General features: G+C 70.6%; 20 protein-coding genes. 6 read left to right on the top strand and 14 right to left on the bottom strand.

Annotation, left to right across the window (positions count from 1 at the left end; all coding sequences use genetic code 11):
• Nucleotides 1-10 precede the first annotated feature (10 nt).
• The 13 genes from G9Q37_RS12920 to G9Q37_RS12860 form a co-directional block, all read right to left on the bottom strand.
• A complete protein-coding gene (locus G9Q37_RS12920; protein ID WP_166227599.1) occupies nt 11-592 on the bottom strand; it encodes a GIY-YIG nuclease family protein in 582 nt (193 codons plus the stop codon).
• A 94-nt stretch (nt 593-686) separates the two neighbouring features.
• A complete protein-coding gene (locus G9Q37_RS12915) occupies nt 687-1,379 on the bottom strand; it encodes an N-acetyltransferase (RefSeq protein WP_240936384.1) in 693 nt (230 codons plus the stop codon).
• Nucleotides 1,376-2,251 carry a hypothetical protein gene (locus tag G9Q37_RS12910; protein ID WP_166227597.1) on the bottom strand — a complete coding sequence of 292 codons (876 nt, stop codon included), beginning with the start codon at nt 2,249-2,251 and terminating at the stop codon, nt 1,376-1,378. The genes G9Q37_RS12915 and G9Q37_RS12910 overlap by 4 nt, the downstream gene beginning before the upstream one ends.
• A gap of 10 nt (nt 2,252-2,261) precedes the next feature.
• The gene (locus G9Q37_RS12905) at nt 2,262-3,233 is read right to left on the bottom strand and encodes a hypothetical protein (protein ID WP_166227595.1); all 972 of its coding nucleotides are present in this window, start codon (nt 3,231-3,233) and stop codon (nt 2,262-2,264) included.
• 253 nt (nt 3,234-3,486) lie between these two features.
• Nucleotides 3,487-4,479 (bottom strand): hypothetical protein, encoded by a 993-nt coding sequence (locus tag G9Q37_RS12900; protein WP_166227593.1) that lies wholly within the window; start codon nt 4,477-4,479, stop codon nt 3,487-3,489.
• Nucleotides 4,480-4,503: 24 nt separating this feature from the next.
• Nucleotides 4,504-5,364, bottom strand: coding sequence for a hypothetical protein (locus tag G9Q37_RS12895; RefSeq protein ID WP_166227591.1), 861 nt, complete (start codon nt 5,362-5,364; stop codon nt 4,504-4,506).
• A gap of 180 nt (nt 5,365-5,544) precedes the next feature.
• On the bottom strand, nt 5,545-6,741 hold the full coding sequence (locus tag G9Q37_RS12890) for an ABC transporter substrate-binding protein (RefSeq protein WP_166227589.1): 1,197 nt from the start codon (nt 6,739-6,741) through the stop codon (nt 5,545-5,547).
• A 97-nt stretch (nt 6,742-6,838) separates the two neighbouring features.
• Nucleotides 6,839-8,005 (bottom strand): ABC transporter substrate-binding protein, encoded by a 1,167-nt coding sequence (locus G9Q37_RS12885; RefSeq protein WP_166227587.1) that lies wholly within the window; start codon nt 8,003-8,005, stop codon nt 6,839-6,841.
• Between the two features lie 25 nt (nt 8,006-8,030).
• Nucleotides 8,031-9,887 carry an AMP-dependent synthetase/ligase gene (locus G9Q37_RS12880; RefSeq protein WP_166227585.1) on the bottom strand — a complete coding sequence of 619 codons (1,857 nt, stop codon included), beginning with the start codon at nt 9,885-9,887 and terminating at the stop codon, nt 8,031-8,033.
• A gap of 3 nt (nt 9,888-9,890) precedes the next feature.
• Nucleotides 9,891-10,679 (bottom strand): ABC transporter ATP-binding protein, encoded by a 789-nt coding sequence (locus G9Q37_RS12875; RefSeq protein ID WP_166227583.1) that lies wholly within the window; start codon nt 10,677-10,679, stop codon nt 9,891-9,893.
• Nucleotides 10,676-11,503, bottom strand: a complete 828-nt coding sequence (locus G9Q37_RS12870) for an ABC transporter ATP-binding protein (RefSeq protein ID WP_166227582.1) — start codon at nt 11,501-11,503, stop codon at nt 10,676-10,678. The genes G9Q37_RS12875 and G9Q37_RS12870 overlap by 4 nt, the downstream gene beginning before the upstream one ends.
• An 8-nt stretch (nt 11,504-11,511) precedes the next feature.
• On the bottom strand, nt 11,512-12,588 hold the full coding sequence (locus G9Q37_RS12865) for a branched-chain amino acid ABC transporter permease (protein WP_166227580.1): 1,077 nt from the start codon (nt 12,586-12,588) through the stop codon (nt 11,512-11,514).
• Nucleotides 12,589-12,598: 10 nt separating this feature from the next.
• Nucleotides 12,599-13,474: a branched-chain amino acid ABC transporter permease gene (locus G9Q37_RS12860; RefSeq protein WP_166227578.1), complete on the bottom strand. Its 876-nt coding sequence runs from the start codon at nt 13,472-13,474 to the stop codon at nt 12,599-12,601.
• A 167-nt stretch (nt 13,475-13,641) separates the two neighbouring features.
• Between G9Q37_RS12860 and G9Q37_RS12855 the strand changes: the two genes are divergently transcribed.
• Genes G9Q37_RS12855 through G9Q37_RS12830 form a run of 6 tightly spaced genes read left to right on the top strand, consistent with a single transcriptional unit; the run spans nt 13,642 to nt 19,185 of the window.
• Nucleotides 13,642-15,036 (top strand): acyclic terpene utilization AtuA family protein, encoded by a 1,395-nt coding sequence (locus tag G9Q37_RS12855; protein WP_166227576.1) that lies wholly within the window; start codon nt 13,642-13,644, stop codon nt 15,034-15,036.
• Complete coding sequence (locus G9Q37_RS12850; RefSeq protein ID WP_166227574.1) at nt 15,033-15,413, top strand: AtuA-related protein; 381 nt, start codon at nt 15,033-15,035, stop codon at nt 15,411-15,413. The genes G9Q37_RS12855 and G9Q37_RS12850 overlap by 4 nt, the downstream gene beginning before the upstream one ends.
• Entirely contained in the window at nt 15,410-16,204 is a 795-nt protein-coding gene (locus G9Q37_RS12845; protein WP_166227572.1) for a crotonase/enoyl-CoA hydratase family protein, read from the top strand. The genes G9Q37_RS12850 and G9Q37_RS12845 overlap by 4 nt, the downstream gene beginning before the upstream one ends.
• Before the next feature lie 55 nt (nt 16,205-16,259).
• Nucleotides 16,260-17,000: a type 1 glutamine amidotransferase gene (locus G9Q37_RS22035; RefSeq protein WP_166227570.1), complete on the top strand. Its 741-nt coding sequence runs from the start codon at nt 16,260-16,262 to the stop codon at nt 16,998-17,000.
• A gap of 29 nt (nt 17,001-17,029) precedes the next feature.
• A complete protein-coding gene (locus G9Q37_RS12835; RefSeq protein ID WP_166227568.1) occupies nt 17,030-18,625 on the top strand; it encodes a L,D-transpeptidase family protein in 1,596 nt (531 codons plus the stop codon).
• Nucleotides 18,622-19,185, top strand: a complete 564-nt coding sequence (locus G9Q37_RS12830; RefSeq protein ID WP_166227566.1) for a YcbK family protein — start codon at nt 18,622-18,624, stop codon at nt 19,183-19,185. The genes G9Q37_RS12835 and G9Q37_RS12830 overlap by 4 nt, the downstream gene beginning before the upstream one ends.
• Before the next feature lie 13 nt (nt 19,186-19,198).
• Here G9Q37_RS12830 and G9Q37_RS12825 read toward each other — a convergent pair whose 3' ends face one another.
• On the bottom strand, nt 19,199-19,648 hold the full coding sequence (locus G9Q37_RS12825) for an acyl-CoA thioesterase (RefSeq protein ID WP_166227564.1): 450 nt from the start codon (nt 19,646-19,648) through the stop codon (nt 19,199-19,201).
• Nucleotides 19,649-19,659 lie beyond the last annotated feature (11 nt).

Here is a 19,659-nt window from a genome sequence, read left to right as displayed (position 1 = left end):
CCGCTGTGGGCTACCTGACACGTGCAACGTGCTTGCCTTTCGCGGTCCGTTCCAGCTTGCCGTCGCGCAACAAAAGCCCCAAGACGCTGTAAGAGAGGTAGTCCTTCGCGCCTCCTCCATAGTCACTGCGCAAGCCCAGCAAGCTGGCCACATCTGCATTGCTCACGCCCTCGGGGTTGGCCTGCGTCATTTCTAGAACCGCCTCTTTCAGAAGGCTCAGGCCCACCTGGGCCTTTTCTTTGACGCCAGAGGGTACGACCACCGCCGCGCGTGCCTTCGTGCCCAATCCCGAGGGCAATACGGTGTTCGTGAGCAGCCCTCCGGAGTCCAAAGTCCCGAAAGCCGCAATCAGTTCGGCTTCTAGCTTGAGCGCCTGCGATTCCGTCAGTGCATCGACAAGTCGGACGGCCATGACCTGGTGGCCAGCCGCTTCAATCTCCCGGATGCGATGCCCTTTGCGCGTGTCGTCGGGCCGAAGCAAGTGATCGTGTGAACGGGTGCCAACGCCTTTGCCGATGTAGAACGGAACGGCCGGCGAACGCCGGGGATCTTTGAGGGCGTAGACGTAGTACGACGTATCCGTGTTGTTCACCGAGACCTCTCAGAGGCGAGCATAGATACCCCAGGAGGGTACCAGTCTGCAAACGCGGTAGCGCGGTCCGCGCATTCCGAGGCTTCCTTGCCATTTAATGGCTCGGGCGTGTTGCCGCGGCACACGCAGGTTGGTCGCGGGCACAAGGCGCGGTGCGATGGGACAGGGCCCCCACCGCGGCCCGAAACCGCCCCTCGTCCCACCCCCGCCCCCACAACACCATCCGCGTGTGAAAGTCCTCCAGCACCGCTTCGCTCACCGCATCACCGAGCAGGGTCAAGCGCTTGTCCTGCAGCCGCACGAAGCGCAGCGGGTGGCGGCGGCCCAGCGATCGCCACAGCGCGTGCGCGCCCGGTGACTGCCGCGGTCCGCTGATGAGGCACATGCCTTGTTCCAGCGCCCAGCCGTACACCGCGCTCGCGATGCCGTGGCGGCGGTATTCGGGGGCGATCTTGGTGTGCGGGCTGCGCAGCACGCGGTCGGCGCGGCGGTCGAGTTCGATCAGGCGGTTGAACACGGTGTAGCCGGCCAGGCGCTGCAGGCCCGTGTCCTGCGCGTACACGTAGTGCTCGCCGTCGGCCTCGCGGTGTCGCAGCACCAGACCGCGCAGCGGCACCGGCAGCGTGGCGATGCCGTGCAGGGCGTCGCCGGGCGTGCGCAGGCGCCGGCCCAGGCGGTGCAGGTCGTTGTGCACCTGCTCGCCGGGCAGCTCGACGTCGATGCGCAGTTCCGCGGGCCGCTGCCAGCGGGTGAAGAACCCGCGCGGGTCCAGGGCCCAGGCTGTCATAACGCGCCCTCCAGCCGCTCCTCGAACCAATGGCCGCTCAGCAGGTGCTCGGGCATTTGCGCGGCCACCACGCGCGCGCTGGTGGCCCAGTCTTCGCGCGGCACGCACAGGCCGGCGTACACGCCATAGCCCTCGCCCGCGCGGATCTCGCCGCGCGCGCTCAGGCTTTCGCCAGCGCGGATGGCCCCACCCGCGGTGATCGCGCCGCCCGCCTTGATGCCCCAGCCCGCGTCGAGGTGGCGGCCGCAGTGCACCGCGTCGTCGCCCAGCAGGCCGTCGCCCACGCGCACGCTGCCGTTGGCGTGCAGCACGCCGCGCACGCGCAGGCTGCGTTCGCAGCGCAGGTCGCCGCGCACCATGAGCACACCGCCCACGCTGGCTTGCGCGCCCACCGCCAGCTCGCGCTGGCACACCAGGTCGCGCGCCACGCGCAGGTGGTCGCGCACGCGCACGGGGCCGTCCACATGCAGCGCGCCGGCCTGCAGGTCGCCGCCGCTGTCCACGCTGGCGGCTTCCACCAGCCCGCCGGCCACGATGGCCTCGCCCGCGCCGAGCGCCGCGCCGGCGCGGATGTCACCGCCCGCGCGCAGCGTGCCGCCCACGCGCACCAGGCCGCGCACGTCCACGCCCTGGCGCACCTGCACGCTGCCTGCGAACACCAGGGCTTCGCCCGCGAAGTTGTCGAGCTGCAGCACGGCCTGGGTGGGGCCGAACTGGGTGAGCAGCCAGCACGCGTCTTCCACGCGGCCGTCGGCCACGAGGGCGTCGAGCAGGGGCTGGTAGTCGTGGCCCTGCGGGTGGTGGCGCAGCAGCCAGCGAAAGCCGTCGGCGCAGGGGCCTTTGGCCTTGATGATCCGTTTGGAGAGTTCCATGCCGCGTTCCTCAGGTCGGCCCCAGCACGCGGTCGAGTCCGCGGCGCAGGGCGTTCGACAGGGCCTCGCGCAGCGAGGGCGCGGGCAGCGGCACGACCACGGTGTCGTCGGCCAGCGCGAGCAGCTGGCGCGCGCGGGGCCGGGCCAGCGGCCACCAGGGGCGGGGCGTGTGGCCCATCACGAGCGTGCCCGGGGCGCTGCGCGCGAGGTGGGCTTCGAGCTCGGTGGGCACGTCGCCGAACAGCACGGTGTGGCCGGGGGCGCAGCCGGTGGTGCGCAGCGGTTCGGCCAGGGCTTCGATGGCGCGGTGGGCCTGCACGCGGCGTTCGCGCAGCATGTGGTCGAACACGGTCAGGGCCACGCTGTCGTTCGGGTCGTCGGGCGGCAGCCAGGTGTGCAGCACGTGCACCAGCCGCAGTGGGCGCTGCGCCGCGAACACGCGCGCCCAGGGCAGCAGCGCGGACTCTGCCGGGTCGAGCCGGGTGAGGCAGTGCACGGCTTTGTGGCCGTTGCCGTTCGTGGGCGCGCGGCGGATCACCCACACCGGGCCGGTGCGCGCGCGCAGCAGCGGCGTGAGCAGCCGCTCGGCGAGGCCACGGCCGCGGCCGTGCGGGGCCGGGCCCGCGTCGACCAGACAGGTGAGGGTGGCGCTGCGGGCCAGGCGCAGCAGCTCGGCGCGCTGGCGCACGGGGGTGTCCACCACGTCCACGGCGAGTGCGTGGCGTCGCCGCAGCGCGCGGGCGCGTTGCTGCAGCCGCGCGAGCGGATCGCCCGGCGCGGGATGGCCGGGGTCGGCGCAGTAGGCCAGGCGCAGCCCGGTGTCGAGCGAGCGCGCGAGGCGCGCGGCCTGGTGCAGGTGCTCACCGGTGCCGGCGCGCAGCGGGGTCAGCACCAGCAGCGGGGGGCGGGGCGGGGGTTCGGGAACGTGGCGGGGGCGCGGCTGTGCGCCCGGCGCGCGCTCGTGCCGGAGCGTGAGAGACACGGAGGACTCCTTCCAGGGGCCGCGACCGCACAGCGGTCAGGCCAGGGCTACGCACGGGGTGTCAGGGCCCGGCGATGGAAGGAATGTGCAGAGGGGGGAGGGGAGCGATCGCCGGGCTCAGGAATGTGCGGCCATGGGGCATCGGCCGCGAAGGGCCATGCACGGGCCTGAGCAGGGGCGTGCGGCCACCGTGCGCAGCGCGTGGGCGCTGGCGAAGTCGGGGGTGGCCGGGGTGCAGGTCATGCGCGCGAGTCTAGTGTGAATCGAATGTCGCACGCGAGCGCGGGGCTGTTTGCGCCGCCCGGCCCACGCGGGCCTGGGCCTGGGCGATCAGCCCTTGCTGCGCCTCGGTGGGCGCCAGGCCTTGCAGGTGCAGGCCGTGCTGCACCCGGTTGCGGTACTGCAGCACGAGCCGGTTGTCCCGCTGCGCCAGGGCCTGGGCGAGCGCCCGGGTGTCCTTGTCCAGCGCGCTGCGCGGGTCGGGCTCGGCGCACTGCGCCCCCGCGCCCGCGCGGCAGAGGCCCCATGCCCGGGCCACGAGCTCGCGGCTCGGGGGCTCCAGGGCGCTGGGGCCGGGCCGTTGTTGTTGTGACTGCTCGCACAGGCCCACGAACGCGTTCAGCGCGGGCCGCAGGCGCTCCAGCCCGTGCAGGGTCTGGTGGCCCGAGAACAGCAGGGCGGTGAACGCCGCCTGCAGCCGGTCGATGAGCAGGAGCGCCCAGGCCGTTCGCGGATCGGCGCCCCCGTGCGCCCAGCGCTCCAGGCAGGCCAGGCCTTCGTCGATCCATTGCGCATGGGCGTCGCCGAGCGGACCCCAGCAGTCGAGCGTGTCGAAGCGCTGCATGAGCGCGGCCACGCCTTCGGGCATGGCGATGTGCGGTGGGGCTCCGGCAGGCCCGGGCACGGGCGGTGCGCCGGACGCCGGGTTCGACCGGGGATCGCAGACGAAGCGCGCGCGCTCGATCTGTGCGCGCGCGATCGGCAGGCACAGGCCAGGGTCGTCGTGGTGGGCCTGCAGCCGCCTGACCGCTTCGTTGAAGGCCTCGACCTCGGTGATCAGGCGCTCGAGCGCCGCCGGCGTCAGTCGCACGCCGAACATCGCGTGCGTGAGCTGGTTGCGCCGCCGCAGCTGGTGCGTGACGTCGGCCAGCCACGCAGGGGGCAGCGGCGGGGGCGGTGACTGCCGCGCCGGCGCGGCCGGGGCCAGGGGCTGGCCATGGCCGGCGCGCGAGGAGGATCGTTTCATGCGAACACGCCGTGGGTGGCGGCCTCAGAAGGGCAAGGGGGTGGGCCAGCGTTCGGCCAGGCGATCGAAAGCCGACCATTGCAGTTGCACGATCCAGCCCGCGACCGGGGCCTGCGGGTGGTCGGACTGGAATCTGCGCAGCGCCAGCACGGCCTGGTCGACACGCGTGTTGTCGTCGAGGGCGCGCTTCAGATCGAGGGCCAGGGCCTGCATCTGGCACGCGGTGTCGAACCCGCCAGGGTGCGGCGTGGACCGCGGGATCGACTGCAGGGCCGCGGCGCTCAGCCGGGGCCGCTTGCCGAGGCTGCTGGTGTGCATGGGTGGCGTGAGGGCCTGTTCGTCGGGCCTGGGCCTGTGCGCGGCGGGGCTGGGCGCATCGAGGGTGCGGTAGGTGGCGCGGGCGCGCAGCCAAGCATCCCGCTCGATCGGTTCGAAGGGGTGCGGGTAGCGCACTTGCGCGCGCTCGCACTGCTGCTTGAACCGGACGAGCAAGCGGTGGGTCTGCTGCCATTGCGCGGCGGTTTTGTCGCAGGTCATCAGGGTGTGCAGCGCCGTGGCCATCGCCTGGTGTTGCGACTCGACACGCCACAACAGGCAATGGGGGTCTCTCAGGCAGTGCTCCAATTCGTACAGGCCGCGTGCGATGTGGTTCACGAGCAGGCGCGCTTCCATGGGCGTGCTGTCGGGCGGGCGGGCCTGAAGCGACCAGGCGTCGTCGTCCAGCGGCTGCGGCGTGCGCGGCGTGGTGAGCAGGTTGCTGAGGTCGGTGGGGCGCTGCGCAGCGGGCGCGGGCTGCTTCGGCGGCGAGTGCGACGGCCGATTCGACGGCGAATTCGACGACGAAGTGCTGGCTTGCTTCGAAAAAGAGAGCGAGACGTGGTTCATGCGTGAGAGGCAGCGGTGGGCGGGGGGTGCGAGCGATGGCACCCTGGCGCCTGAGTGCCTGTGGCGCTGACCGGGTTCCCCCGGGGGCATCCCCAGGGACGAAAAAAAACCGCCGGGGCTCGCGCCGCGGCGGTGTCTGCGCATGGCCCGTGGGCCGGGCAGCGCGGGCTTCGTTCGGGTTTACTTCGAAGCGTTGGTGTTCATGTACTCGGTGGTGACCTTCCAGCGGTTGTCCACCAGCTGCGACACGCGCGTGGCGTTGCTGCCCAGGCGCTTGGTGGGGCTGAAGGTCATCTCGGCGCTGCCGAAGATGTCGGGCGGGATGGTCATGGTGTCCATGGCCTTGATGAAGCTGTCGGTGGTCAGGTTGTTGCCCGCCTTGGTCGCCGCGCGGATGAAGGCGTCCATGGCGCTGTAGCCGTACACCGAGAACACCGTGGGCTCTTCGTTGAATTTGGTCTGGTACTTGGTGGCCCAGAAGCGGATCGGCTGCGAGGCCGAGTCGAGGTAGGGGTGCTGCACCGTCATGGTGGCGTACAGGCCGTTCATGGCGGGGCCGCCGAGCTTGTGGATCAGGTCGGTGTAGGCCGCGCTCGAGCCGATGAAGGTCGGGTTGAAGTTGAGCCGGCGCGCGGTGGCGATGGCGCCGATGGTCTCGCGGATGATGGTGCCCAGCACCACCATGTCGCACTGCTCGGACGCGAGCTTCTGCATCTGCGAGGCGAAGTCGGTGGCGCCGCGCTTGTAGGTGGTCTCGGCCGCCATCGCCATGCCCGCGGCCTTCAGGCCGTCTTCGGCGCCGCGCTTGACTTCCAGGCCGAACTCGTCGTCCTGGTACATGGCGCAGATCTTCTTCGAGCCCTTTTCCTTGGCGAGCATGGGCACGGCCACGCGCATCTGGTCGTAGTAGGTGGCGGCGAAGCTGTACTTGAGCTTGTGGAAGGGCTCGTACATCTCGCGCGCGGCCGTCACGGGGAAGAAGTTGATGACGTTCTTCTGGAACTGCACCGGCATGGCGGCCATGTTCTGCGCCGTGCCGATGTGGCCGATCATGGCGAAGATCTTGTCCTGGTTGACCAGCTTCTGCGCCGCGAGCACCGCGTTGCGCGGGTCGTACTTGGAGTCTTCGACGATGAGCTTGATCTTGCGGCCGTTGAGGCCGCCCTGCTCGTTGGCTTCGTCGACGCGCAGCATCATGCCCAGGCGCACCTGCTTGCCGAAGCCCGCGATCGGGCCCGAGAGGTCTTGAATGGAGCCGAGGACGATCTCGTCCTTGCTCACGCCCTGCGTGGCCTGCGCGAGCGCGCCGGTGGCCAGGGGCAGGGTGGCGGTCAGCACGACGGCGGCGCCGATCAGGCCCGATGGAATCTTCTTCATTGCCGATGTCTCCTGAGGTGTGGTCCCCGCGGGGATGATGGGCCGTTTCACCGGCCCGGTGATGCGGAAAAACCCTTCCCGGCGCCGTGCGCCAGGCTCACTGGGTCACGTAGTCCGAGATGACCTTCCAGCGGCCGTCCTGGATCTGCGACAGGCGCACCGCCATGCTGCCGATGCGCTTCTGCGGCGAGTAGGTGAGCTGGGCGGTGCCGAAGATGTCGGGCGGCACGGTCATGCTGTCCATGGCCTTCACGAAGCTGTCGGTGCTGAGGTTGGGGCCGGCCTTGCCCGCGGCGCGCGCGAACAGGTCGATGGCGTTGTAGCCGTACACCGAGAAGACGTTGGGGTCTTCGTTGAACTTGGTCTGGTACTTGTTGGCCCAGAAGCGGATCGGCTGCGAGGCCTCGTCGAGGTAGGGGTGCTGCGTGCCCATGGTGGCGTACAGGCCGTTCATGGCGGGGCCGCCGAGCTTGTGGATCAGGTCGGTGTAGGCGGCCTGCGTGCCGAAGAACACCGGGTTGAAGTCCATCTTGCGCGCGGTCGCGATGGTGCCGATGGTCTCGCGGATGATGGTGCCCAGCACCACGAAGTCGCAGTTGGAGGCCTTCATGCGCGCGACCTGCGAGGCGAAATCGGTGGCGCCGCGCTTGAACGAGGTCTTCTCGACCAGTTGCATGTTCACGGCCTTGAGGCCTTCTTCGGCGCCACGCAGCACCTCGAGGCCGAACTCGTCGTCCTGGTAGATCGCGCAGACGGCCTTGGGCTTCTTCTCTTTCACGATCTGCGGCAGGAACACGCGCACCTGGTCGTAGTAGGGCGTGGCGTTGGCGAACTTGAGGCGGTGCAGCGGCTCGAACATCTCGCGCGCGGCCGTCACGGGCATGAAGTTCACCACGTTCTTCTGGAACTGCACCGGCATGGCGGCCATGTTCTGCGCGGTGCCCAGGTGGGCCACCATGGCGAAGATCTTGTCCTGGTTGACCAGCTTCTGCGCCGCCAGCACGGCGTTGCGCGGGTCATACTTGCTGTCCTCGATCTGCAGCCGCAGCTTGCGGCCATTGATGCCGCCCTGCTCGTTGATCTCGTCCACGCGCAGCAGCATGCCCAGGCGGATCGATTTGCCGAAACCGGCCAGCGGGCCCGAGAGGTCTTGAATCGAGCCGAGGACGATCTCGTCCTTGCTCACGCCCTGCTGCGGCTGGGCCAGGGCGGCGCCGGCGGCGAGGGTGAGCGCGAGGGCGGTCAGGGTGTGGCGAAGGGGCATGGAAGGGGACTCCGGTGGGACCGCGTCAGCGGTACATGGCTTCGATCTGTTCGGCGTACTTCTGCTGCACCAGCTTGCGCTTGAGCTTCATGGTGGGCGTGAGCTCTTCGTCTTCGGCGCTGAGCTGGGTGTCGAGCAGCCAGAACTTCTTGACCTGCTCGACGCGCGCGAACTTCTTGTTGGCCGCGTCGATCACGTCCTGGATCAGCTGCTGCACCTCGGGCGCGCGCGTGAGGCTGGCGTAGTTGGAGAACGGGATGTCGTTGTCCTGCGCGAATTTCTCGACGTTCTCCTGGTCGATCATGATGATCACCGTGAGGTACTTGCGCTGGTCGCCGATGACCACCGCGTCGGTGATGTAGGGCGAGAACTTGAGCTCGTTCTCGAACTCGCTGGGCGTGATGTTCTTGCCGCCCGCGGTGATGATGATGTCCTTCATGCGGTCGGTGATGCGGAAGAAGCCGTCTTCGTCGACCGTGCCCACGTCGCCGGTGTGCAGCCAGCCGTCGGCGTCGAGCGTCTCGGCGGTTTTCTCGGGCAGGTTCAGGTAGCCCATGAACACGTTGGGCCCGCGCACCAGGATCTCGCCCGTGGCGGGGTCGAGACGCACCTCGTTGTACTGGGCCGCGGGGCCGATGCTGCCGGGCTTGATGCGCTCGGCCGGGATGCCGGTGGACGCGCCGCAGGTCTCGGTCATGCCCCAGACCTCGAGCATGGGCACGCCCAGCGCGAGGTACCAGCGCACCAGGTCGGGCGAAATGGGCGCCGCGCCCGTGACGAGGAAGCGCGAGCGGTGGATGCCGATGAGCTTGCGCACGTTGTCCAGCGCGAGCAGCCGCGCGAGCTTGAACTGCAGCTTCAGGCTCTCGGGCACGGTCTCGCCCTTGAGCACGAGGTCGGCCACGCGCTGCCCCACGCCGATGGCCCAGGCGTAGGTGGCCTGCTGCACCGGACCGGCTTCCTTGAGCGCGATCATCACGCCCGAGTAGAACTTCTCCCACACGCGCGGCACGGCGGTGAACACCGTGGGCGCGATCTCGCGCACGTTCTCGGGCACGGTCTCGGGGTTCTCGACGAAGTTGAGCTTGGCGCCGGTGTAGAGCGAGAAGTACTCGCCGCCCATGCGCTCGGCGATGTGGCACAGCGGCAGGAAGCACATGCACTCGTCGTTCTGGTCGCGCGAGATCAGCGTGTTGTAGCCGCGCACGGTGTAGACCAGGCCCTTGTGCGAATGCATGGCCCCCTTGGGCTTGCCGGTGGTGCCCGAGGTGTAGACCAGGATCGCCAGGTCTTCGGGCTTCACGCCGGCCACGCGCTGCTCCAGCTCGCCCGCATGCGCCTTCAGGTGCTCGCGACCCAGCGCGCGCAGCGCGTCCAGGCTCATCACCTGCTCGTCGTGGAACTCGCGCAGGCCGTCCATGTCGACCACCACGATCTTGCGCAGCAGCGGCAGGCGATCGCGCACCTCGAGCGCCTTGTCGAGCTGCTCGTCGTCTTCCACGAACAGCACCGTGGTGCGCGAGTCTTCGCACAGGTAGTGCACCTGCTCGGCCGCGTCGGTGGGGTAGATGCCGTTGGCCACGCCGCCCGCGCTCAGCACCGCGAGGTCGGCCAGCACCCATTCGATGGTGGTGTTCGACAGGATGGACGCGGTCTCGCGCGGCGCGAAGCCCAGCGCCATCAGGCCGTGTGCGATCTCGCGCACCGCGGCGCCGGTCTGGTCCCAGGTCCAGCTGCGCCAGATGCCGAAGTCCTTCTGACGCATCCACACGTGGGGGCCGCGCGCCTTCACGCCGTTCCAGAACATCGCGGGAATGGTTTCGCCATCGAGCACCACGCGGGTCTCGGGTTGGATGTGAGAGAGGTCCCAGAGGTTGCTCATGCCTTATCTCCAGTTCTTCTTTTTCTTCCAGCGCCGGTCGGCCCGCACGCCCTGTTCCTTCATGCCGAGGTAGAACTCCTTGATGTCGTCTTTCTCGCGCAGGCGGGCGCAGGTGTCTTCCATCACGATGCGGCCGTTCTCGAGCACATAGCCGTAGTCGGACGCGTTGAGCGCCATGTTGGCGTTCTGCTCGACCAGCAGGATGGTGGTGCCGCGCTCGCGGTTGATGCGCACCACGATCTCGAAGATCTCCTTGGTGAGCTTGGGCGACAGGCCCAGGCTGGGCTCGTCGAGCAGGATCAGGTCGGGGTTGGCCATGAGCGCGCGGCTGATCGCGAGCATCTGCTGCTGGCCGCCCGAGAGCAGGCCGGCGTCCTGCGCGGCGCGCTCCTTCAGGATGGGGAAGTAGGCGAACACGGCTTCCATGTCGCGCGCCACGCCGTCGCGGTCCTTGCGGGTGTAGGCGCCCATGAGCAGGTTGTCGCGCACGCTCAGCAGCGGGAACACCTCGCGCCCCTCGGGCACGTGCAGCAGGCCCTGCTGCACGATCTGCGCCGGGTCTTGCGCGGTGATGTTCTCGCCCTTGAACTCCACCGTGCCCTTGCGCGGATCGATGATGCCGCTGATGGTCTTGAGGATGGTGGTCTTGCCCGCGCCGTTGCTGCCCAGCACGGTGGCGATCTCGCCGCGGCGCACCTGCAGGCTGACGCCGCGGATGGCCTTGATCGGGCCGTAGGCGCTCTCCACGTTGGAGAGCTTGAGAACGGGCGCGTCGGAAGTGGGCACGCTCATGCGGACACCTTGGCGTTTTCGCGGCGCAGGCTGGACACGTCGTCCACGCTGCCCAGGTAGGCCTCGATCACGCCCGGGTGGCTTTGCACCTCGGCCGGCGTGCCGGTGGCGAGCTCGGTGCCCATGCTCATGGCGAGCACGCGGTCGGACACCTTGGAGACCAGGCTCATGTCGTGCTCGACCATCAGCACCGTGATGCCGAGCTCGTTCTTGATGTCGGTGATCCAGAAGGCCATGTCCTCGGTCTCTTCCACGTTCAGGCCCGAGGAGGGCTCGTCGAGCAGCAGCAGCCGCGGCTCGGTGCACAGGGCGCGCGCGAGCTCGACCACCTTGCGCACGCCGTAGGGCAGGCCGGCGACCATGCTCTCGCGGTGGTGCTGCAGGTCGAGCAGGTCGATCACGTGCTCGACGCGCTCGCGCGCCTCGATCTCGGCCGCGCGCGTCTTGCGCGTGAAGAAGATCTCGCTCCACAGGCCGGTCTTGCGGTGCGTGTGGCGCCCGATCAGCAGGTTCTGCAGCACGGTGGCGTGCTCGAACAGCTCGATGTTCTGGAAGGTGCGCGCGATGCCCAGGCCCGCGATCGCGTGCGGCGGCTGGTCGGTGAGCCGCAGCGCGCCGTTCGGGCCCGCGTAGTCGATGCTGCCGGTGGTGGGCGTGTAGATGCGGCTGATGAGGTTGAACACCGTGGTCTTGCCCGCGCCGTTGGGGCCGATCAGGGTGAAGACCTCGCCCTTCTTCACGTCGAAGCTCACGTTGTTGACCGCGAGCACGCCGCCGAAGCGCACGCTGAGGTTCTTCGCCGAGAGCAGGGTGTCGTCGTTCATGGTGCTGCTCATTTCAGGCGGTCCGATTTCTGGAACGACTTCTGCCGCTTGAACATGCCCTTGCGGTAGAACGGGAAGAGCTGGAAGTAGGTGCGCACCTTGAGCCATCGGCCGTACAGGCCCATGGGCTCGAACAGCACGAAGGCGATCAGCACCAGGCCGTAGACCGTGCCCTGCAGGCCCGCGGCCTGGCCGATGGCGTCGGGCAGGTAGTCCTTGCCGAGCGCGATGAGCTGCGGCATCACGATCAGGAAGATCGCGCCCAGGAAGGCGCCGTGGATCGAGCCCAGGCCGCCGATCACCACCATCAGCAGCAGGTCGATCGACTGGATGATGGAGAACTGCTCGGGCGAGAGGAACTGGATCTTGTGCGCGTAGAGCGCGCCGCCCAGGCCCGCGAGCGCGGCCGAGAGCGCGAACGACAGCGTCTTGTAGCGCGCCAGGTGGATGCCCATGCTCTGTGCCGAGATCTCCGAGTCGCGGATGGCCACGAAGGCGCGGCCGGTGGGCGAGCGCATGAGGTTCACGATGGCCAGCGTGCTCGCCACGCACACCACCAGGCACAGGAAGTAGAAGCTCTGCGTGGTGTCGAGCGCCCAGCCGAAGAGCTGCGGGTAGTTGACCATCAGGCCCTTGTTGCCCCCGGTCACCGATTCCCAGCGCGCCAGGCCCTCTTCGACGATGAAGCCGAAGGCCAGCGTGGCCATGCCCAGGTAGATGCCCTTCACGCGCAGCGCGGGCAGACCCACCACCACGCCCACGGCCGCGGCCAGCAGGCCCGCGCAGACCAGCGCGATGGGAAAGGGCACGCCCGCGTTCACCAGCGCGGCCTGGGTGTACGCGCCCACGCCGAGGAAGGCGGCGTGGCCGAGCGAGAACAGGCCCGTGAAGCCCGCGAGCAGCATGAGCCCCAGGCCCACGATGCCGTAGATCAGCACGAAGGTGAGCTGCGCGAGCCAGTACTCGTCGATGGCCCAGGGCGCCACCGCCAGGAACAGGCACAGCAGGCCGTACCAGAACACGTGGCCGCCGTGCTTGGCGAGGCGGATGTCCTGGTCGTAATTCGTCTTGAAGAGAAAGCGCATGGGATCGGCCTCAGACTTTCTTGCGCAGCTTTTCGCCGAACAGCCCGTTGGGCTTGAGCACCAGCATCAGCAGCACCACGATGTAGGGCGCGATGTCCTTGAAGCCTTCGGGCAGGTAGAAGCCGGCCACCGCCTCGACGATGCCGATGATCAGCCCGCCCACGATGGCGCCGGGCAGGCTGCCGAAGCCGCCCACCACCGCGGCCGGAAAGGCCTTGAGGCCGATGAAGCCCATGTTGGCGTGCACGAAGGTGATGGGCGCGAGCAGCAGGCCCGCGATCGCCGCCACGCCCGCGGCCAGGCCCCACACCAGGCCGTTGAGCCGCTTCACGGGAATGCCCATGTAATAGGCCGCGAGCTGGTTCTGCGACGCCGCCTGCATGGCGATGCCGAGCTTGCTGTAGCGGAACATGGCGAACAGCAGCGCGCACAGCAGCGCGGTGGCGCCGATCACCACGATCTGCTCGGCCGAGATCACGAGCGCGCCGAGGTTGAGCACCTGGCCCGCGTAGGGCACGGGCAGGGTGTGCGTTTCGGTGCCGATGTTGGGGATCATGGTGATCAGCCCGCGCAGCGTGTAGCCCACGCCGATGGTGAGCATGACGATGGAGAAGGCAGGCTGGCCCAGGATGGGGCGGATCACCAGGCGTTCGAGCGCGATGCCGAACGCGGCCATGCCCAGGATCGCCGCGATCACCGACAGCCAGAACGGAAAGCCCAGCAGGGTCATGGTGAGCAGGCCGCCGAAGGCGCCCACCATCATGAGATCGCCCTGCGCGAAGCTCACCGTTTCGGTGGCCTTGTAGATGAGCACGAAGCCCAGCGCGATGAGGCCGTAGATGCACCCCTGCGCCGCCCCGCTGATCAGCAGTTGCAGCAGTTGCACGAAGCTGTCTCCTGTCGTTGTGTTCCCGGGCTTGTTGGCGGCACTGCTGCAACGATGGGAGCAAGGCCACGTGCCCGGGTGCCGGGATTTATAGCTGTCGTGCCCGGGACTGCCGCTAGGGGTTGTCCCCCATCGGGAGTCGCGCACGCGCCATGAAGATGGCGTGCATGAAAACCGTGCGCATCGGCGCGGGCCTGGGTTTCTACGGAGACGCCTGGGAGCCCATCGCCGCTTCCATCGAACGCGGCGGCGTGCAGTTCATCGCGAGCGATCACCTCGCCGAACTCACGCTGGCCATCCTGCAGAAAGACCGCCAGCGCGACCCGGCCCTGGGCTATGCGCGCGACGTGGTGCCGCTGCTGCTGCGTCTGTGGCCGCTGATGCAGCGCCACGGCGTGCGCTTCGTGTGCAACGCGGGCGGCCTCAACCCGCAGGGCGCGGCGCAGGCCGTGCTCGCGGCCTTCGCGGCCAAGGGCCTGAAGGCGCGCATCGCGGTGGTCACGGGCGACGACGTGCTGCCGCGGCTGCAGGGCGACGCGGCCGACTTCCCCCATTTGTTCAGCGGCGCACCGGTTCAGGGCGTGCGCGAGCGCCTGGTGTTCGCCAATGCCTACCTGGGCGCGGCGCCCATCGTGCAGGCGCTGGACGCGGGCGCGCAGATCGTGATCACCGGCCGCGTGGCCGACGCCGCGCTGTTCCTCGCGCCCGCGGTGCACGCGCTGGGCTGGACGCTGCAGGGCGCGACCGCCGCGCGCGACCTCGACCGGCTCGCGCAGGGCCTCACCGTGGGCCATCTGCTCGAGTGCTCGGGCCAGGGCAGCGGTGGCAACTTCGGCGCGCAAGGCCACTGGCAGACCATTCCCGATCTGGCGCACATCGGCTACCCGATCGCCGAGGTGGCGGAAGACGGCAGCGCGCTCATCACCAAGGCGCCGGGAACGGGCGGGCGCATCAACTTCGACACCGTGCGCCAGCAGCTGCTCTACGAGGTGCACGACCCGCACGCGTACCACAGCCCCGACGTGGTGCTCGACATGGGCGGCATCCGGCTCGACGACCTGGGGCAGGACCGCGTGCAGCTCACGGGCGCGCGCGGCCGCGCGCCGGGCGAGCGGCTCAAGGTGGTGGCGGGCTACCGCGACGGCTACAAGGCCGAGGTCACCTGGGGTTTCTCCTGGCCCGATGCCTGGGACAAGTCGCAGCAGGCGCAGGCCACCATCCGCACGCTGCTGCAGGAGCGGCGCGTGCCGCACGACGAGCTCTACGTGGAGCACCCGGGCCTGAACTCGGCCCATGGCCCGCTGGCGCCGCTGCCCGCGGCGGACGCGCTCAACCAGCTCAACGAGGTGTGGACGCGGCTGGTGCTGCGCACGCCCGAGAAGGCGGCGGCCGAGGGCTTCGGCCGCCTGTTCCCGTGGATGGGCCTGAGCGGCCCGGCCTACACCTGCGGCTTCACCGGCCTGCACAACGTGAGCGAGCTGCTGGGCATCTGGCCCACGCTGGTGGACCGGGGCGCGGTGGAGGCGGGCGTGACGGTGGAATTGATGGGAGCGCCCTCATGAGCCGCATCCGCGTCCCCCTCGCGCGTCTGGCCCACGCGCGCAGCGGCGACAAGGCCGATTGGGTCGACTTCGGCCTGTTCGCGTGGAACGCCGCGGGCTACGCCATCCTCGAGCGCGAGGTCACGGCCGAGCGCGTGCGCGCGCACTTCGCGCCCTGGCTGCCCGGCGAGGTGAACGCCTGGCCGCTGCCCAACATCCTTGCGCTCAAGTTCGTGCTCAAGGGCGCGCTGCAGGGCGGCGGCGCGCGCAACCTGCGGCTGGACAACCTGGGCAAGGCCATGGCCGCGGCGCTGCTGCGGCTGGAGATCGAGGTCGATGCGGCCGAACTCGACGCCGCGCTCAACGCGCCCCGCGTGGGCTGGTGGGGCGAGGCATGAGCAACGTCCGCATCGAACGCATGGACGACATCCATGTCGTCACCCTCGACCGTCCCGCCGTGCGCAACGCGGTCGACAGCGACACCGCGCGCGAGCTGCACGCGGCCTTTCTCGCCTTCGAGGACGACCCGCTCGCGCGCGTGGCCGTGTTCCACGGCGCGCACGGCCATTTCTGCGCCGGCTGGGACCTGCAGTTCGGCGCGCGTGCCGCGCAGGGCGGGCAGGGCGGCGCACTGGCCGACCTCGACTTCGACAGCGCCGACGCGCGCGCGATCGGGCCCATGGGCCCGTCGCGGCTGCGCCTGTCCAAGCCCGTGATCGCGGCCGTGAGCGGCGCGGCCGTGGCCGGCGGCATGGAGCTCGCGCTCTGGTGCGACCTGCGCGTGATGGAAGACGACGCCTATTTCGGCGTCTACTGCCGCCGCTTCGGCGTGCCGCTGATCGACGGCGGCACCGTGCGCCTGCCGCGCCTGATCGGCATGGGCCATGCGATGGACCTGATCCTCACCGGCCGCAAGGTCGAGGCCGCCGAGGCGCTGCAGATGGGCCTGGCCAACCGCGTGGTGCCGCGCGGCCAGGCGCGCGAGGCCGCGATCGCGCTCGCGCGCCAGCTTGCGGCCTTTCCGCAGGCCACCATGCGCGCCGACCGCGAAAGCGCCCACGCGCAGTGGGACCTGCCGCTGGGCGAAGCGCTGCAGCAGGAATGGCAGCGCGGCAAGGCGCGCAATCCCGATGCGCTCGACGGCGCGCAGCGCTTCGCCGCGGGCGAGGGCCGGCACGGTCGGTTCTGAGCCGCGCGGCGCGATTGGCCCCGTGGCCGGCGCGGTGTCTGCCTAGCATCGCGCCATGGCTGTTTCCGTTTCTGCCCCCGTTCACGACGTGCTGGTGCTGCAGCACACCCTCGAAGACCACCCCGCCTACCTCGGCCAGTGGCTGGACGCGCAGGGCGCCGACTGGCAGGTGTTCTGCACCGAGGCCGGCCAGGCCTACCCCGCGAGCGTGGCGCCCTACCGCGCGCTCGCGGTGCTGGGCGGCGAATGGAGCGCCAACGACGAGCGCCCCAGCCTGCGCCAGGCCGAGGCCCTGATCCGCGAGGCCGAGGCGCTCGGCGTGCCCGTGCTCGGCCACTGCCTGGGCGGCCAGCTCATGGCGCGCGCCTTCGGCGGCCGCGTGGCGCGGCTGCCGCAGCCCGAAGTGGGCTGGCTGCCCATCACGCTGCACGACACGCCCGCCGCGCGCGCCTGGTTCGGCGGGCTGCGCCAGGCCACCGTGTACCAATGGCACTACGACGGCTTCGTGGGCCTGCCCGCGGGCGCCGAGTGGCTGGCTTCGTCGCCCGCGTGCCCGCACCAGGCCTTCGCGCTCGGCATCCACCTGGCCATGCAGTTCCATGTGGAGATCACGCCGCCCAAGATCGCCGACTGGCTGGCCGCGCCCGGCGCCGTCTACCCCGGCGCGATCGCGCGCCACCCCGATTCGGTGCAGCCGCCCGAGGCCATGCGCGCGGCCACCGCGCGCCACCAGGCCGGCAGCGAGGCGCTGGCCGACGCGATCTACGCGGCCTGGCGCGCGCGCTGGCGGCGCTGAGCCCGCCGGGCCGGGACCACAATCGCGCCATGCCGCCGTTTGCACCCCGCTGGAGCCGCCGCGCCTGGTTGCAGGCCGCGGGCGGGCTCGCGGCCTGGCCCGCGCTGGGAAGCACGCAGGCCCAGGCCCAGGGTCCAGCGCCGGCCGCGCTGCCCACGCACTGGCCCGAGGCCCCGGCGCGCGAGGCCCTGGCCCTGCTGGCCGCGGCCGGCGAGCACGGCCTGGACCCGGCCGACTACGGCACCGACGCGCTCGCGCAGCGCCTGCCCGCGGCGCTGGCCGCGCCCGAGGGGCCCGAGGCCGCGGCTTTCGCGCGCGCGCTCAACGCCGCGATGCTGCGGCTGCTGCACGACCTGGCTTTCGGCCGCATCGACCCGCGGCAGATCCACCACCGCTTCAGCGTGGCGCCGCGCGAGGGCTTCGACCCCACCCAGGCGCTCGCGGCCGCGCTGGCCCGCGGCCGGCCGGCCGATGCGGTGCGCGCCGCGCTGCCGCCGCTGCCCTTCTACGGCCAGTTGCAGGGTGTGCTGGCGGGCCTGCGCGCGCTGGGCGATCCGCCCGCGTGGGCGCAGCCGCTGCCCGCGCTGCCGCGCCCCGCCGGCGCGCGCCAGCCCAAGCTGGAGCCGGGCGCCGCCTGGCCCGGCCTGCCGCTGCTCGCCCAGCGCCTGGTGCTGCTGGGCGACCTGCCCGCCTCCGCGCCGGTGCCGGCGCGGCTCGAAGGACCGCTGCTGGACGCGCTCAAGGCCTTCCAGGCGCGCCACGGCCTTGCGCCCGACGGCGTGATCGGCGCCGGCACGCGCGCCGCGCTCGAGGTGCCACCCGCGGCGCGCGCACGCCAGGTCGCGCTCACCCTGGAGCGGCTGCGCTGGACGCCGCTGTTCCTCGGCCCGCGCATGATCGTGGTCAACATTCCCGAGTTCGTGCTGCGCGCCTACGAGGTGGTGGACGGTCGCATCGCGGTGCGCCTGCAGATGCGCGTGATCGTGGGCGAGGCGCTCGACCACGAAACCCCGCTGTTCGACGAGCGCCTGCGCAGCATCGAGTTCAGCCCGTTCTGGAACGTGCCGCCCTCGATCGCGCGCGCCGAGCTGGTGCCGCGGCTGCGCCGCGACCCGGGCCACTGGGCACGCCAGGGCTTCGAGTTCGTGACCGGCGACGGCCGGGTCGAGACCGCCCTGAGCCCGGCCGGGCTCGACGCGGTGCTGGCGGGGCGCTCACGCATCCGCCAGCGCCCGGGCCCGGCCAACGCGCTGGGCGACATCAAGTTCGTATTCCCCAACCGCGACAACATCTACCTGCACCACACGCCCTCGGTGGGCCTGTTCGCGCGCGAGCGGCGCGATTTCAGCCACGGCTGCATCCGCGTGGAAGACCCGGTGGGCCTGGCCCGCTTCGTCATGGACGGCATGCCCGGCTGGGACGAAGACCGCATCCGCGCGCAGATGGCGGCCGGCACATCCACCCACGTGGCCCTGCGCGAACCGCTGCCGGTGCTGATCGCCTACGCCACGGCGCTGGTCGCCCAGGGCCGCCCGCGCTTCCTGCCGGACGTGTATGGTCTGGACGCGCGGCTTCAGGCCGCGCTCGACGCCCGCCCCCGAACCCCGCCCGAGACCGCCCGATGAAGCACAGCCCACCGCGCACTGCCACCCGCCGCCACGTGTTGCGCACCGGCCTCGGTGCGGGCCTGGCCGTTCCGCTGCTCGCGCTGCCCGGGCGCGTGTGGGCCGCGCCGGCGCGCGAGCTCGCGCTCGACCACCTGCACACCCACGAACAGATCGATGTGGTGTACGCGCGCGGTGACGCCTACCTGCCCGAGGCCCTGGGCCGGCTCGACCATTTCCTGCGCGACCATTACTCGGGTGCGGTGGGCCACATCGCCCCCGGCCTGCACGACCTGCTGCACGCGCTGCGCCGCGTGCTCGCCACCGACCGGCCCTACCAGGTGATCTCGGGCTACCGCTCGCCGGCCACCAACGCCCACCTCAAGGCCACGCGCGGCGGCGGCGTGGCCACGCGCAGCCTGCACATGGACGGGCTCGCGATCGACGTGCGCGTGGCCGGTGTGCCGCTGGCCGACCTGCGCGACGCCGCCTGGTCGCTGCAGGCCGGCGGCGTGGGTTACTACCCGCGCGAGCAGTTCGTGCACGTGGACATCGGCCGCGTGCGGCGCTGGGGCGGTTGACGCCGGGGCCGGCTCAATCCGGCGCTTTCCACTCCGCCCGCGCCTCGTCGGGAATCGGCCGGGGCCGGCCTTCGCGGTCGATCGCCACGTAGGTGAGGCTGGCCTCGGTGACCTTCACGTACTGGCCCTGCGCCGAAAAGCGCTCGGCGAACACCTCGACCATCACCGTGATCGAGGTGCGCCCGATGCGCGTGACGTGCGAATAAAAGCTCAGGATGTCGCCCACGCGCACCGGCTGCTTGAAGACGAACTGGTTCACCGCCACCGTGGCCATGCGCCCGCGCACGTAGCGCGCCGGCAGCACGGCGCCGGCCAGGTCGACCTGGGCCATGACCCAGCCGCCGAAGATGTCGCCATTGGCGTTGCAGTCGGCCGGCATGGGGATCACCTTGAGCACCAGCTCACGGTGGTCGGACGGCAGCGCGGGCAATGGCGCGTTGGCGGCACTTGAATTGGGGGGCATGGGCACAATCT

The sequence above is a fragment of the Hydrogenophaga crocea genome (assembly GCF_011388215.1).
GTDB classification, from domain to species: Bacteria; Pseudomonadota; Gammaproteobacteria; order Burkholderiales; family Burkholderiaceae_C; genus Hydrogenophaga; species Hydrogenophaga crocea.
Note: the sequence above shows the minus strand (reverse complement) of the source record. Positions and strands in the feature narration are given on the sequence as shown.